Source organism: Streptomyces sp. NPDC056160 (assembly GCF_042268205.1).
Classification (GTDB): domain Bacteria; phylum Actinomycetota; class Actinomycetes; order Streptomycetales; family Streptomycetaceae; genus Streptomyces.
Window position 1 is genome coordinate 23,871 of record NZ_JBHJUW010000063.1, and the last position, 12,892, is coordinate 36,762.

Annotated in this window: 11 protein-coding genes; 8 read left to right on the forward strand and 3 right to left on the reverse strand. The window is 71.3% G+C overall.

What is annotated here, in order from left to right; all coding sequences use genetic code 11:
• Nucleotides 1-39 precede the first annotated feature (39 nt).
• The 5 genes from ACFC02_RS23165 (at nucleotide 40) to ACFC02_RS23185 (ending at nucleotide 5,789) form a co-directional block, all read left to right on the forward strand.
• Nucleotides 40-1,038 carry a carbohydrate ABC transporter permease gene (locus ACFC02_RS23165; RefSeq protein ID WP_376360412.1) on the forward strand — a complete coding sequence of 333 codons (999 nt, stop codon included), beginning with the start codon at nucleotides 40-42 and terminating at the stop codon, nucleotides 1,036-1,038.
• Between the two features lie 12 nt (nucleotides 1,039-1,050).
• A complete protein-coding gene (locus ACFC02_RS23170) occupies nucleotides 1,051-1,974 on the forward strand; it encodes a sugar ABC transporter permease (RefSeq protein ID WP_376360415.1) in 924 nt (307 codons plus the stop codon).
• Nucleotides 1,975-2,100: 126 nt separating this feature from the next.
• A complete protein-coding gene (locus tag ACFC02_RS23175) occupies nucleotides 2,101-3,765 on the forward strand; it encodes a glycoside hydrolase family 13 protein (RefSeq protein ID WP_376360418.1) in 1,665 nt (554 codons plus the stop codon).
• 25 nt (nucleotides 3,766-3,790) lie between these two features.
• Nucleotides 3,791-4,819, forward strand: coding sequence for a LacI family DNA-binding transcriptional regulator (locus ACFC02_RS23180; protein ID WP_360968481.1), 1,029 nt, complete (start codon nucleotides 3,791-3,793; stop codon nucleotides 4,817-4,819).
• A 127-nt stretch (nucleotides 4,820-4,946) separates the two neighbouring features.
• Nucleotides 4,947-5,789 (forward strand): phosphatase PAP2 family protein, encoded by an 843-nt coding sequence (locus ACFC02_RS23185; protein ID WP_376360422.1) that lies wholly within the window; start codon nucleotides 4,947-4,949, stop codon nucleotides 5,787-5,789.
• A 17-nt stretch (nucleotides 5,790-5,806) separates the two neighbouring features.
• Here the strand turns inward: ACFC02_RS23185 and ACFC02_RS23190 are convergent, their stop codons facing one another.
• Nucleotides 5,807-8,815, reverse strand: a complete 3,009-nt coding sequence (locus ACFC02_RS23190; protein ID WP_376360424.1) for a bifunctional [glutamine synthetase] adenylyltransferase/[glutamine synthetase]-adenylyl-L-tyrosine phosphorylase — start codon at nucleotides 8,813-8,815, stop codon at nucleotides 5,807-5,809.
• A gap of 188 nt (nucleotides 8,816-9,003) precedes the next feature.
• On the opposite strand from ACFC02_RS23190, the gene ACFC02_RS23195 reads away from it, so the two are divergent.
• Together ACFC02_RS23195 and ACFC02_RS23200 are read left to right on the forward strand one after the other, a co-directional pair.
• Nucleotides 9,004-9,867 (forward strand): helix-turn-helix domain-containing protein, encoded by an 864-nt coding sequence (locus tag ACFC02_RS23195; protein WP_376360427.1) that lies wholly within the window; start codon nucleotides 9,004-9,006, stop codon nucleotides 9,865-9,867.
• A complete protein-coding gene (locus ACFC02_RS23200; protein ID WP_376360430.1) occupies nucleotides 9,864-10,073 on the forward strand; it encodes a DUF397 domain-containing protein in 210 nt (69 codons plus the stop codon). Before ACFC02_RS23195 ends, ACFC02_RS23200 begins: the two co-directional genes overlap by 4 nt.
• A 182-nt stretch (nucleotides 10,074-10,255) precedes the next feature.
• Here the strand turns inward: ACFC02_RS23200 and ACFC02_RS23205 are convergent, their stop codons facing one another.
• Nucleotides 10,256-11,098 carry a phosphotransferase gene (locus ACFC02_RS23205; RefSeq protein ID WP_376360433.1) on the reverse strand — a complete coding sequence of 281 codons (843 nt, stop codon included), beginning with the start codon at nucleotides 11,096-11,098 and terminating at the stop codon, nucleotides 10,256-10,258.
• A gap of 70 nt (nucleotides 11,099-11,168) precedes the next feature.
• A complete protein-coding gene (locus ACFC02_RS23210) occupies nucleotides 11,169-11,291 on the reverse strand; it encodes a hypothetical protein (protein WP_376360436.1) in 123 nt (40 codons plus the stop codon).
• Between the two features lie 313 nt (nucleotides 11,292-11,604).
• Here ACFC02_RS23210 and ACFC02_RS23215 point away from each other — a divergent pair.
• Nucleotides 11,605-12,892, forward strand: a 1,288-nt coding sequence (locus tag ACFC02_RS23215) for an FG-GAP-like repeat-containing protein (protein WP_376360439.1), incomplete at its 3' end; no start/stop codon positions are given.

A 12,892-nucleotide genomic window follows, 5' to 3' on the forward strand; every position in this document is an offset into this window, starting at 1 on the left:
CGGAACCACCCGACTTCGTCCGCGAAAGAGCCGATGAGTATGACGACCGCAGCGAGCACCGGACAGAACCACAAGACAGCGAGCGGCGACAGGTCCCCGCGCCCCGCACGTGCCTCGGCGCTCAGGCGATCCTGGGACAAGTACTGGTACGCCTGGGCCATGGTGGCCCCGGTCGCCATCGTCATCACCCTGCTGGTCCTGTATCCGCTGGGGTACGGCTTCTACCAGTCGCTGACGAACGCGAACGAGTCGAACGTCGCCACCACCATCGGCGCCTTCCACCGCCCGGCGACCTACGTCTTCGTCGGCCTCGACAACTACTGGCACGTCCTGTCGGGCGCGGACGGCGACTTCTACCCGCGCCTGGTGTGGACGGTCGTGTGGACCGTGTGCTGCGTGGTGCTCCAGGTGGGCCTCGGCATGGCGCTCGCCGTGCTGCTGAACCGCAAGATGCGGCTGCGGGGCTTCTACCGCGCGATGCTGATCCTGCCGTGGGCCGTCCCGTCGTTCATCGGCGTCTTCGCCTGGCGGCTGATGCTCAACTCCCAGTACGGCGTCTTCAACGACGTCATCACGGCCTTCGGCCTGCCGGCGCAGAACTGGCTGGGCACCCCGCTGGCCCAGAAGATCGCCGTCATCATGGTGAACGTCTGGATCGGCATCCCCTTCAACATGGTCGCCCTGCTCGGCGGTCTCCAGTCGATCCCCAAGGAGCTGTACGAGGCCGCCGAGATGGACGGCGCCTCCCCCTGGCAGCGCTTCGTCAACGTCACGCTGCCCGGCCTGAAGCCGGTCTCCAGCACGGTGATCCTGCTGGGCTGCATCTGGACGTTCAACATGTTCAACGTCATCTACCTGCTGCTGGGCAACAACACCACCGGCGACACCGACATCCTCGTCACCTTCGCCTTCCACAAGGCCTTCAACGGGATCTCGGACTACGCGGGAGCGGCCACCTACGGCATCATCATCCTCGCTCTCCTGCTGGCCTTCTCGACCTTCTACCGCCGCAGCACCCTGAAGTCCGAGCAGGCGTAAGGAGCCATCGCCATGACCGCAGCAACGCACGAGACCGGCGCCGCCACGCCCGCTGCCGCCCCCGCCCGCCCCGCCGTCGCCGCCGCCGAGCGCCCGCGCAAGGTGCGCGGCCGGGAGGAACGCAGCCCCTGGGCCTCCGTCGTCCTGCACTGCACGCTGATCCTCGCCACCGTGATCGCCGCGTTCCCCGTGGTGTGGATCCTGTTCATCTCGCTGGGCCCGAAGAACGCCTGGCAGGAGCCGGGGCAGGTGCTCAAGCACCTGAGCCTGCACAACTACAGCGACGTCCTGGCCCATTCGGACCTGGCCAAGTGGTTCCTGAACACCGTCATCGTGGCGGGCGGCACCACCCTGCTCGGCGTCTTCCTCGCCTCGACCGCCGGGTACGCCGTGTCCCGCATGAGGTTCCCGGGCAGCCGGCAGCTGATGTGGACGTTCCTGGTCACCCAGATGTTCCCCAGTATCGTACTGATCGTGCCGCTGTACCTGCTGATGTCCGAGTTGCACCTGCTCGACAACTACTTCGGGCTGATCCTGGCGTACGCGACCACGGCGGTGCCGTTCTGCGCCTGGATGATGAAGGGCTACTTCGACACCATCCCCAAGGAGATAGACGAGGCGGGCCGGGTGGACGGGCTCACCCCGATCGGCACGTTCTGGCGGCTGATCGTGCCGCTGGCCAAGCCGGGCCTGGCGGTGACCGCGTTCTACAGCTTCCTCACCGCCTGGGGCGAGGTCGCCTACGCGACGCAGTTCATGCAGTCCGACCACTACACGCTCGCCGTCGGCATCCGCACCTTCGCGCAGGACCAGCGCCCCGACTGGGCGTGGACCTCCGCCACGGCCATCATCATCACCATCCCGGCGGCCCTCGTGTTCATGCTCGTCCAGCGCAGCCTGGTCTCCGGGCTGACGGCCGGCGGCACCAAGTCCTGAGCGCACCCGGCTCCCCGGCCGGCCACCGGACGGCCCCGCGGCCGTCCTCCGGCCCCCGGCCGTGACCCCGGCCCCGCCCGCCGGACCAGCGCCTTCGTCGTTCCCCTCGTACCCCTAAGGGAATCCATGACCCAGCACGTCACCGACACAGTCCCCACCGAAGCCTCCGCCGCCGCCCCCGGGCGCCGGGAGTGGTGGCGCGACGCGGTCATCTACCAGGTCTACCCGCGCAGTTTCGCCGACGGCAACGGCGACGGCATGGGCGACCTGCCCGGCATCCGCGCCCGCCTGCCGTACCTGAAGAAGCTCGGGGTCGACGCCGTCTGGCTCTCGCCGTTCTACGCCTCCCCGCAGGCCGACGCCGGGTACGACGTCGCCGACTACCGGGCCATCGACCCGATGTTCGGCACCCTCACCGACGCCGACGACCTGGTCCGCGACGCCCACGCGCTGGACCTTCGGGTCATCGTCGACGTCGTCCCCAACCACTGCTCCGACCAGCACGAGTGGTTCAAGCAGGCGCTGCGCGAGGGTCCCGGCTCACCGCTGCGCGACCGCTTCCACTTCCGCGCCGGCAAGGGCGCGGGCGGCGAACTGCCGCCCAACGACTGGGAGTCCATCTTCGGCGGCCCCGCCTGGACCCGGGTGACCGAGCCGGACGGCACCCCGGGCCAGTGGTACCTGCACCTGTTCGCGCCCGAGCAGCCCGACTTCAATTGGGACCACCCGGCCGTGCACGACGAGTTCCGCTCCATCCTGCGGTTCTGGCTGGACCTGGGCATCGACGGCTTCCGCATCGACGTGGCACACGGCCTGGTCAAGGCCGCCGGGCTGCCCGACATCGGCCACGACGAGCAGGTCAAGCTGCTCGGCACGCAGGCCGTCCCGTACTTCGACCAGGACGGCGTGCACGAGATCTACCGCAGCTGGCGCCGCATCCTGGAGGAGTACGCCGGGGACCGGATCGCGGTCGCCGAGGCGTGGACGCCGACCGTGGAGCGCAGCGCCCTGTACCTGCGCCCCGACGAGCTGCACCAGGCGTTCAACTTCTCCTACCTGACCACCGGTTGGGACGCGGCCGAGCTGCGTGACGTCATCGACCGCTCGCTGCGCGCCATGAACGCCGTGCACGCGCCCGCCACCTGGGTGCTCTCCAACCACGACGTCGTACGGCACTCCACGCGCCTCGCGGAAGGGGACGAGGCGCGTGGTCTGCGCCGGGCCCGGGCGGCGACGCTGCTGATGCTGGCGCTGCCCGGCTCGGCGTACCTCTACCAGGGCGAGGAACTGGGCCTGCCCGAGGTCGTCGACCTGCCCGACGAGGTCCGCCAGGACCCGGCGTTCTTCCGCAGCTCGGGCCAGGACGGCACCCGCGACGGCTGCCGGGTGCCGCTGCCCTGGTCCGGGCAGCTCCCGCCGTTCGGTTTCGGTCCCGTCGAGGGCGGCCCGAGCTGGCTGCCGCAGCCCGCCGGCTGGCGGACCCTGACCGTCGAGGCGCAGGAGGGTGACCCGGGCTCCACGCTGGAGTTCTACCGCAGCGCGCTCGCCGTCCGCCGCGAACACCCGGCGCTGGGCGCCGGCCGCCAGATCACCTGGCTGGACAGCCCCGAGGGCGTGCTCGTCTTCCGCCGCGACACCGACGAGGGCTCCTTCGTCTGCACGGTCAACCTCACCGCCTCACCGGTCACCGTGGCCACACCCGGCACACTGCTGCTGGCCAGCTCCGACGTCCAGCCCGGGGCCGACTTGACGCAACTTCCCGGGGACTGCGCCGTCTGGTGGGCAGTCTGACATGCAACCGGTACAGTCCACTCCTGTGACCACACGGCTTGCCGACATCGCTGCGCAGGCGGGGGTGAGCGAAGCGACCGTCAGCCGCGTCCTGAACGGGAAGCCGGGCGTCGCCGCCACCACCCGCCAGTCCGTGCTCGCCGCACTCGACGTTCTGGGTTACGAACGTCCGGTGCGGCTGCGCCAGCGCAGCGAGGGCCTGGTCGGCCTGATCACCCCGGAGCTGGAGAACCCCATCTTCCCGGCGCTCGCCCAGGTCATCGGGCAGGCGCTGACGCGGCAGGGCTACACCCCGGTGCTCGCCACCCAGACCCCGGGCGGGTCCACGGAGGACGAGCTGACCGAGATGCTGGTGGACCGCGGGGTCGCGGGCATCATCTACGTCTCCGGGCTGCACGCGGACACCACGGCCGACATGGAGCGCTACGAGCGGCTGCGCGCCCAGGGCGTTCCGTTCGTCCTGGTCGACGGCTTCTCGCCGAAGGTGCAGGCGCCGTTCATCTCCCCCGACGACCGGGCGGCCATGACGCTCGCCGTCACCCACCTCGTCTCCCTGGGCCACAACCGGATCGGTCTGGCCCTCGGGCCGAAGCGGTTCGTGCCGGTGCAGCGCAAGATAGAGGGCTTCGTCCGCGCGATGCAGGACCAGCTCGGGCTGGCCCCCGACGCCGTCGAGACGGAGCTGGTCCAGCACTCCCTCTACACGCTGGAGGGCGGTCAGGCCGCCGCGACGGCGCTCATCGGGCGGGACTGCACCGCGATCGTGTGCGCCAGCGACATGATGGCGCTCGGCGCCATCCGCGCTGCCCGGCAGCAGGGCCTGGCGGTCCCGCGGGACTTCTCCGTCGTCGGCTTCGACGACTCCCCGCTGATCGCCTTCACCGACCCGCCGCTGACCACGGTCCGCAAGCCGGTCCCGGCGATGGGCCAGGCCGCGGTGCGCACACTGCTGGAGGAGATCGGCGGGACGCCCGCGCCGCACAGCGAGTTCGTGTTCATGCCCGAGCTGGTGGTCCGCGGCTCGACGGCGTCGGCGCCGGGGGCCCGGTCCTAGCAGGCGGCTCCCCGGGGGCGGCTCCCCGCGGGCGGCTCCCCGGGGCGGCTCCCGCGGGGAACATGCGGGCGGGGCCCGGCCGGGGAATGAGCGGCGCGAGAGGGCTTTTCTGGCAGACTCTGCGGCTATGAGTGATACGGCCGTGACTCGACCGGAAGGTACCGAAGAGGCCTTTCCGTACCCCGTCGCGGTCGACGAACGCACCCCGTCCGCCCGGCGGCCGCACGCCCCGCGCCGGCCCCGCCTCTGGTTCGAGATCCTGCTGATCGCGGTCAGTTACTGGACGTACTCGCTGATCCGCAACGCGGTCCCGGAGCAGAAGGCGGCGGCCCTGCGCAACGCCCGCTGGGTCTGGCGCACCGAGCACCACCTGGGCATCGCCGTCGAGCGTGCGGTCAACCACGCGGCCGACTCGGTGACTTGGCTGATCGTCGGCATGAACTACTACTACGCCACCTTGCACTTCGTGATCACCGTGGGCGTCCTGGTGTGGCTCTACCGCGTCCATCCGGGCCGGTACGCGGCGGCCCGCCTCGCCCTCTTCGCGACCACGGGCGTGGCCCTGCTCGGCTACTACCTGTATCCGCTGGCGCCGCCGCGCCTGATGACGGGCGGCCGCTTCGTGGACACCGTCCAGGTCCACCACACCTGGGGCTCCATGGCCTCCGGCGACCTCAAGCACATGTCCAACCAGTACGCCGCGATGCCGTCGATGCACATCGGCTGGTCCCTGTGGTGCGGCCTGACGATCTTCGCCCTGACCGCGCTGCCCTGGGCCCGCGTCCTGGCCGCCCTCTACCCCGCGGCCACCCTGGTCGTCATCATCGCGACCGCCAACCACTTCTGGCTGGACGCCGTCGGCGGCGCGGCCTGCCTCGCCTTCGGCTTCACCGTCGCGCGGGCCTGGTACGGCGCCCTGCCGCACACCCTGCCGAGGGCGGCCCGGCAGGCGGCGGCGGCACGGACGTAGGCCCCCTGCCCGGCCGCTCACGTGCCGTAGAACAGCGTCTCCACCACACCCCTGGCCCGGCGCGCGGTGCGCCGGTAGGCGTCCAGCATGTCGCCGACGTGACCGGGCCCGTAGCCGAGGTAGCGGCCCACGGCGGCCAGTTCCCGCGACTCGGTGGGGAACGTGTCGCCCGCCCGCCCGCGCACCAGCATCACCGCGTTGCGCACGCGGGTGGCGAGCACCCACGCCTCGTCCAGGACGACGGCGTCCTCCTCGGAGACCAGATCGGCCGCGCGGGCCGCCGCGAGCGCCTGCCGGGTGCGTGTCGTGCGCAGCCCGGCCAGTTCGGCACCGTGCCGCAGTTGCAGCAGCTGCACGGTCCACTCGACGTCGGAGAGCCCGCCGGGCCCGAGCTTGGTGTGCAGCTTCGGGTCGGCGCCGCGCGGCAGCCGCTCGGACTCCATCCTGGCCTTCAGCCGCCGGATCTCGCGCACCGCGTCCTCGCCGAGGCCGCCGCGCGGGTGGCGCAGCGGATCGATCAGCTCGGTGAACCGCCGCCCCAGCTCCTCGTCCCCGGCCACCGGTTCGGCCCGCAGCAGCGCCTGCGACTCCCACACCAGCGACCAGCGCCGGTAGTAGGTCTCGTACGCCTTCAGGGTGCGCACCAGCGGCCCGGACTTGCCCTCGGGGCGCAGGCCGGCGTCGATGAGCAGCGGCGGGTCCGCGCTCGGGATCTGGAGCAGCCTGCGCATCTCCGCGACGACCCGGTTGGCGGCGTCCGCGGCCTCGCGCTCGTCGGCACCCTCCCGGGGTTCGTGCACGAACAGCACGTCGGCGTCGGAGCCGTAACCCAGTTCGTGACCGCCGAAGCGGCCCATGCCGATGACGGCGAACCGGGTCGGCAGCGTGTCCCCCCAGCCTTCGCGCACGACCGCCCTCAGGGTGCCCGCGAGCGTCGCCGCCGTCAGGTCGGAGACTGCGGCGCCCACCCGGTCCACGAGCGGGCCCGGGTCGGTCTCGGCGGGCTGGGCCTCGGTGCCGTAGGAGGCGACGATGTCGGCGGCGGCGGTGCGGAAGAGTTCCCTCCGGCGCACCCCGCGCGCCGCCGTGACGCCCTGCTCGGCGCTCTGGGCGCGGCCGACGGCGGCGAGGATCTCCTGCTCCAGCTGGGCCCGGCCGCGCGGTCCTAGGCCGCCGCCGTCGCCACCGCCGTCCCCGAGCAGCGCCACCGCCTCCGGCGCCCGCATCAGCAGGTCGGGGGCGAGGCGTCCGGCGGACAGCACGCGGGCCAGGTTCTCGGCGGCGGCGCCCTCGTCGCGCAGCAGCCGCAGGTACCAGGGGGTCTTGCCGAGCGCGTCGGAGACCTTGCGGAAGTTGAGCAGCCCGGCGTCCGGATCGGCGGAGTCCGCGAACCAGCCGAGCAGCACGGGCAGCAGGGTGCGCTGGATGGCGGCCTTGCGGGTGACGCCCGAGGCCAGCGCCTCCAGGTGGCGCAGGGCGGCGGCCGGGTCGGCGTACCCGAGCGCGACCAGCCGCTCGCGGGCCGCCTCGGTGCTCAGCCGGACCTCGCCGGGGGCGAGCTGGGCGACCGCGTCGAGCAGCGGCCGGTAGAAGATCTTCTCGTGCAGGCGCCGTACGACACCGGTGTGCCGCTTCCACTCACGGGTCAGGTCGGCCACCGGGTCGGCGCGCAGGCCGAGCGAGCGGCCGAGGCGGCGCAGCCCTGCGTCGTCCTCGGGCAGCAGGTGGGTGCGGCGCAGCCGGTACAGCTGGATGCGGTGTTCCATGAAGCGCAGGAAGCGGTAGGCCTCGTCGAGCCGGCCGGCGTCGGCGCGGCCGACGTAGCCGCCCGCGGCGAGGGCCTGGAGGGCGTCCAGGGTGGTGCCGCTGCGCAGGGAGGCGTCGGCGCGGCCGTGCACGAGCTGGAGCAGCTGCACGGCGAACTCGACGTCCCGCAGTCCGCCGGGCCCGAGTTTCAGCTCGCGCTCGACCTCGCCGACGGGGATGTTCTCGATGACCCGGCGGCGCATCTTCTGCACGTCGGCGACGAAGTTCTCCCGCTCGGCGGCCTGCCAGACCAGCGGGGAGAGGGCGGCGGCGTACTCGGCGCCCAGCCGCTCGTCCCCGGCGACCGGGCGGGCCTTCAGCAGCGCCTGGAACTCCCATGTCTTGGCCCACCGCTGATAGTAGGCGACGTGGCTGCTCAGGGTCCGTACGAGCGGTCCGTTGCGCCCTTCGGGCCGCAGGTTGGCGTCGACGGGCCAGATGCTGCCCTCGACGGTCGTCTCGGAGCAGACGCGCATCATGCGCGAGGCCAGCCGGGTGGCGGCGCGCAGCGCCCCGGTCTCGTCCGCGCCGCCCTCCTCCGGGCTCTCCCCCACGAAGATGACGTCGACGTCGGAGACGTAGTTCAGCTCGTGGCCGCCGCACTTGCCCATGGCGATCACGGCGAGCCGGCACCGGGCGGCGTCCTCTGGAGCCTCGGCGGCGGCGATGCGCAGCGCGGCGCGCAGCGTGGCGGTGGCGAGGTCGGCCAGTTCGGCCGCGGTCTCGGCGACGCCGGTGGTACCGCACACGTCGCGCGCGGCGATCGACAGCAGGCAGCGGCGGTAGGCGACACGCAGGGCGACGGGGTCGCCGGCCTCGGCGAGCCCGCGTTCGAACTCCGCGACCCCCGGGTGCAGGTCGTGCGGCTCGTAGGTGACGAGGGCGTGCCAGTCCCCGGCGTGCCGGGCCAGGTGCTCGCCGAGCGCGACGGACGCGCCGAGCACGCCGAGCAGCCGGTCGCGCAGCGGTTTGGCCGCTATCACCGTGTCGAGCAGTTCCCGCCGGGCGGTGGGCGAGGGCTGCGCCTCCAGCAGCCGCACCAGCCCGTCCAGGGCGAGGTCGGGGTCGGCGGTGGCGCCCAGCGCCTCCAGCAGCACCGGGTCGTTGCGCACCGGCGCCAGCTCCGGGCTGTCCAGCAGCCGCTCGGCGGCGGAGGCATCGGTGAAGCCGTGCCGCAGCAGCCGAGTGAAGGTACTGCTCCTACGCCCCGGCGCCGTCATCCCGGCCTCCCGTCGAATCCCGCCTGCCCTGGCCAGAGCCTAGCGGGAGCGGGAGGGGTCGGCTGCGGGGCGTCTCCGCGTTCGCGGGTGGAACTTCCCGGTTTCCGTCACTGATGGTTGCCTGCTTCTCTACGGTGAGCCACATCGCGACAGGGCGCGTACGGCGCGTACGAGGAGGGGTGCGGCGGATGCCGGTGGACGGTGCGGTGGAGGAGACGGACGAGCCGGGCTGGGAGGTGGACCCGGACGACGACTGGGCGCTGGCGGTCGTGGCGACGGTGGGACGGCAGCTGAGGCTGCGGCGGGAGGCGGCCGGGCTGCGGGCCGGTGAGTTCGCGGTGGCCACCGGGTACGGCGAGGACCTGGTCTACAAGGTCGAGTCCGGCAAGCGGATCCCCCGCCCGGAGTACCTGGACACGGCGGACGAACTGCTGGACGCGGGCGGCCTCATCGCCGCGATGAAGGAGGACGTGCGCAAGGTCCGGTACCCGAAGAGGGTGCGGGATCTTGCTCAGATGGAGGCGCGGGCGGTGGAGATCGGCGTCTACGTGGGGCTCAGCATCCACGGCTTGTTGCAGACCCCGGGGCACGCCCGGGCGCTCTTCGAGGCCTGGCAGCCCGCTTACTCGCCCGACGAGGTGGAGCGCATGGTCGCCGCCCGCATGGCACGGAAGGCCATTTTCGAGCGCATGCCCGCTCCGTCCCTCAGCTTCGTCCAGGAGGAGGCCACGCTTCGACGGCCCGTCGGCGGCACAATGGTGTGGCGCCGCCAACTCGAACACCTCTTGGAGGTGGGCCAGTTGCGCAATGTCACGCTCCAGGTGATGCCCACGGACACCGAGGCCCATCCTGGGCTCGACGGAAAGATCGAAGTACTCAAGTTCACCGACGGCACGGCAGTGGGCCGCTCCGACGGCGCGTATCACGGCCGCCCCACGACGGATCCGAGGCAACTGCGCATCCTTGAGCTGCGCTATGGCACGATCCGGGCGCAGGCTCTCACGCCCCGGGAGTCGCTGGCCTTCATCGAGAAACTGCTGGGAGAATCATGATCCGCAAGGCCTCCACAGACGCCGGCTCCGAGCCGAAGTGGTTCAAGAGCAGCTACAGCGACGGCCCCGACGGGAACTCCTGCGTGGAGGTGGCCATATCACCCGCCACCATCCACATCCGCGACTCCAAGAACACCCACGGCCCGTGCCTGGCCGTCACCCCGGAGGCGTGGGCCGGGTTCGTGTCCTTCACGGGCCAGGACTGACGGAGCGGTCGAACCGGAGGCTCAACTGGGCTCCCGGTTCGTGGAAGCCGAGCGCCCGGGCCACGCGGCGGGACGGCTCCGGCCGTGCTCTCCACTGCGGCAGGAGACCCGCGTCCAGACGCCGTGAAGATGCCGGCTCTCTGCGCAGTGGGCCGGGGCCCAGCAGCCCTTCTGTCCCCGGCTCAGTCCAGTCGGCAGCGATCGAGTGCTACACGGACCTGGCTGAGCCCCTCCACTCTCCAGTGGTCCCGGTCGGGCATCTGGTCGTCTCGGCGCCAGCGCCAGGCGGAGAACATCGCCCAGTTCAGGGCGCGGCACCGGCGGATCAGGCCGTGATCGGCTCCCGCGTAGTGCGTTCCCACTTCTTCGGGCGCGTGGGCGAGGTCGAACTCGACCGGCCCGCGGCAGCAGGTGGCGAGGTCCACGAAAAGCGGCCCTCTCCTGGTGTTGAGGAGATTCCCCGGGTGTGGTTCGCCGTGCAACAACTGGTCGCGGGCTTTCTCGATGCTGGTCGCGGCGCTCAGCCCACTGAGGGTGTCGCTGAGGAGTTCCCGGTCAGGACCGGGCAGTTCGGGGGACCGCTCCCGGTCGTTCACCTCTCGCAGTGCCGCGGCGACTCGATCGGTGAAATGCGGTGCGTCCAGATCGATCCGGCGCAGGGCAGCATGGTGGCGCAGGAACACGTCTGCGTAGACGGCCGGTGCGATCTCTGATCCCACCGGCTCGTAGTAGGTCCAGAACGAGATGGCGAAGCCATCCCGCGAGAAGACCCGGGGCTCGACCCGAGGCTCGAGCTCGGCCACGGGAGCGTCGACCTCGGCGAGACGGCGGGCGACCTCCACCTCGAACTCGGAATCAGCCAGGTGCCCCAGAGGTGCGACCCGAGCCAGAACACCGCAGGGGGCCAGACGCAGCGCGACGCGGTCAGAGTCGTGGACGACCATCACATCGCCGGCCTGAAGGCCCAGCTCCGAAGCGGTCGCCTGCCCTGCCTCGACCGCGCGGTGGAGTTCTGATGGCTCCATACCCTTCTCCCCAATTGCCGAGGCCCCGGCCGCCGGTCGGCGGGCCGGGGCCACTACTTCAATCGCGACCCTACTGGTTGGGGTTGATCGGTGTGTTGCTGTCGGAGTGGTGCCAGTCGAACTGGAGGGTGGCGTCGGGAGCGGGGCTCACCCCGTGGCCGAACAGGTGGTAGGAGTTGCGCGGTCCGGGCATGCCCGTGTTCGCACTCTCGTCGCAACTGGCGAAAGCGCTGTCTGACCTCTCGGATAAGGTGCAATCTCCCGACGGCCGGAAGCCCCGCAGAGTGCAGCGGCCCAGCCGTCATGGCGATCCTGGGGGGATCATGCGGACAAGAATCGTTCTCCGCCGGTACGTGAGCGTGGGCACCGCCGCGGCCGTGCTGGCACTGGGGGGAGCAGCGGTCGCCGGATCCGCGACCGAGGCACGGGCGGCTGAGACGCAGCAGCGCATCGTGTATGCGGAATCGGCGACGGTCGATGGCGTGTGGACGTCTTCGCTGGTGTCCATGAACGCCGACGGAACCGACCGCCGGACCCTGGTTCCCACGGGTAAGGGGCTGCCGCAGGCCAAGTACGACAGCCCGGTCTTCTCGCCCGACGGGCGGCACCTGGCGTTCATCAGCCAGGACGGGTACGGGGACATCTGGGTGGCCAACCCCGACGGCAGCGAAGCGCGGCCTGTCGCCATGGACGTCCAGGATCCCGACGGATGGCTGGCCCAGCTCGCCTGGGGCCCGAACAGTGACATGCTCTACCTGGGCTTCCAGTCCATGCCCGCCCACGACCGCCTCCGGCTGATGAAGGTCAACCTCGACGGCAGCGGACTCGGCTACGTGCTGCCCGACCAGCCGAACGTGTACGACAGCCAGCCGTCGGTCGCCCCGGACGGCACGCTGGCCTTCCTTCACGGCAGCACCATCGAGGTCTACGATCCGCGCCAGGGCGGGACGCCCACCCGGCTGACTTCCGGCCTCCAGCCCGCGTATTCGCCGGACGGCACCAAACTGGCCTTCACCTGGATGGCGGGATCGCACGGATTCCAGGTGTTCGTGCGCGACCTGGCCAGTGGCAAGGAGACGGAGATCACGGACGACCCCGGTGGCGTGATGTACCCGTCGTGGTCGCCCGACGGCAACAAGCTGGCCTACCTCGCCGGCGGCACGGAGATGCGGCTGACGGTCCATTCCGCAACTGCTGCCGGAGGCCCTGGCACAGCGATCACCAATGCCGGCGCCGAGGGCCACGGACGTCCCGCCTGGGTCATTCCCGCCCGCACTTCCAGCCCCGGCACGGACCTGACCGGCGACGGCAGGCCTGACCTGGTGGCCCGGGACGCTTCGGGCGTGCTCTGGCTGTACACGGGGACCGGTCGTATCTCCGCTCCCTACGCCACCCGAGTCAAGATCGGTGGGGGCTGGAACACCTACAACTCCCTTACCTCCACCGGAGACCTCACCGGCGACGGCAAAGCCGACCTGGTGGCCCGGGACGGCTCGGGCGTCCTCTGGCTCTACAAGGGAACCGGCCGTACCTCCGCCCCCTACACCGCGCGAGTCAAGATCGGTGGGGGCTGGAACACCTACAACTCCCTTACCTCCACCGGAGACCTCACCGGCGACGGCAAAGCCGACCTGGTGGCCCGGGACGGTTCAGGCGTCCTCTGGCTCTACAAGGGAACCGGCCGTACCTCCGCCCCCTACACCGCGCGAGTCAAGATCGGTGGGGGCTGGAACACCTACAACTCCCTTACCTCCACCGGAGACCTCACCGGCGACCGCAAATCAGACCTCGTAC

What these genes read in the sequence shown, in the direction of transcription:
- ACFC02_RS23165 (WP_376360412.1), top strand. Translation starts at nt 40, where the DNA reads ATGACGACCGCAGCGAGCACCGGACAGAACCACAAGACAGCGAGCGGC.
- ACFC02_RS23170 (WP_376360415.1), top strand. Translation starts at nt 1,051, where the DNA reads ATGACCGCAGCAACGCACGAGACCGGCGCCGCCACGCCCGCTGCCGCC.
- ACFC02_RS23175 (WP_376360418.1), top strand. Translation starts at nt 2,101, where the DNA reads ATGACCCAGCACGTCACCGACACAGTCCCCACCGAAGCCTCCGCCGCC.
- ACFC02_RS23185 (WP_376360422.1), top strand. Translation starts at nt 4,947, where the DNA reads ATGAGTGATACGGCCGTGACTCGACCGGAAGGTACCGAAGAGGCCTTT.
- ACFC02_RS23190 (WP_376360424.1), bottom strand. Translation starts at nt 8,815, where the DNA reads ATGACGGCGCCGGGGCGTAGGAGCAGTACCTTCACTCGGCTGCTGCGG.
- ACFC02_RS23195 (WP_376360427.1), top strand. Translation starts at nt 9,004, where the DNA reads ATGCCGGTGGACGGTGCGGTGGAGGAGACGGACGAGCCGGGCTGGGAG.
- ACFC02_RS23200 (WP_376360430.1), top strand. Translation starts at nt 9,864, where the DNA reads ATGATCCGCAAGGCCTCCACAGACGCCGGCTCCGAGCCGAAGTGGTTC.
- ACFC02_RS23205 (WP_376360433.1), bottom strand. Translation starts at nt 11,098, where the DNA reads ATGGAGCCATCAGAACTCCACCGCGCGGTCGAGGCAGGGCAGGCGACC.
- ACFC02_RS23210 (WP_376360436.1), bottom strand. Translation starts at nt 11,291, where the DNA reads ATGCCCGGACCGCGCAACTCCTACCACCTGTTCGGCCACGGGGTGAGC.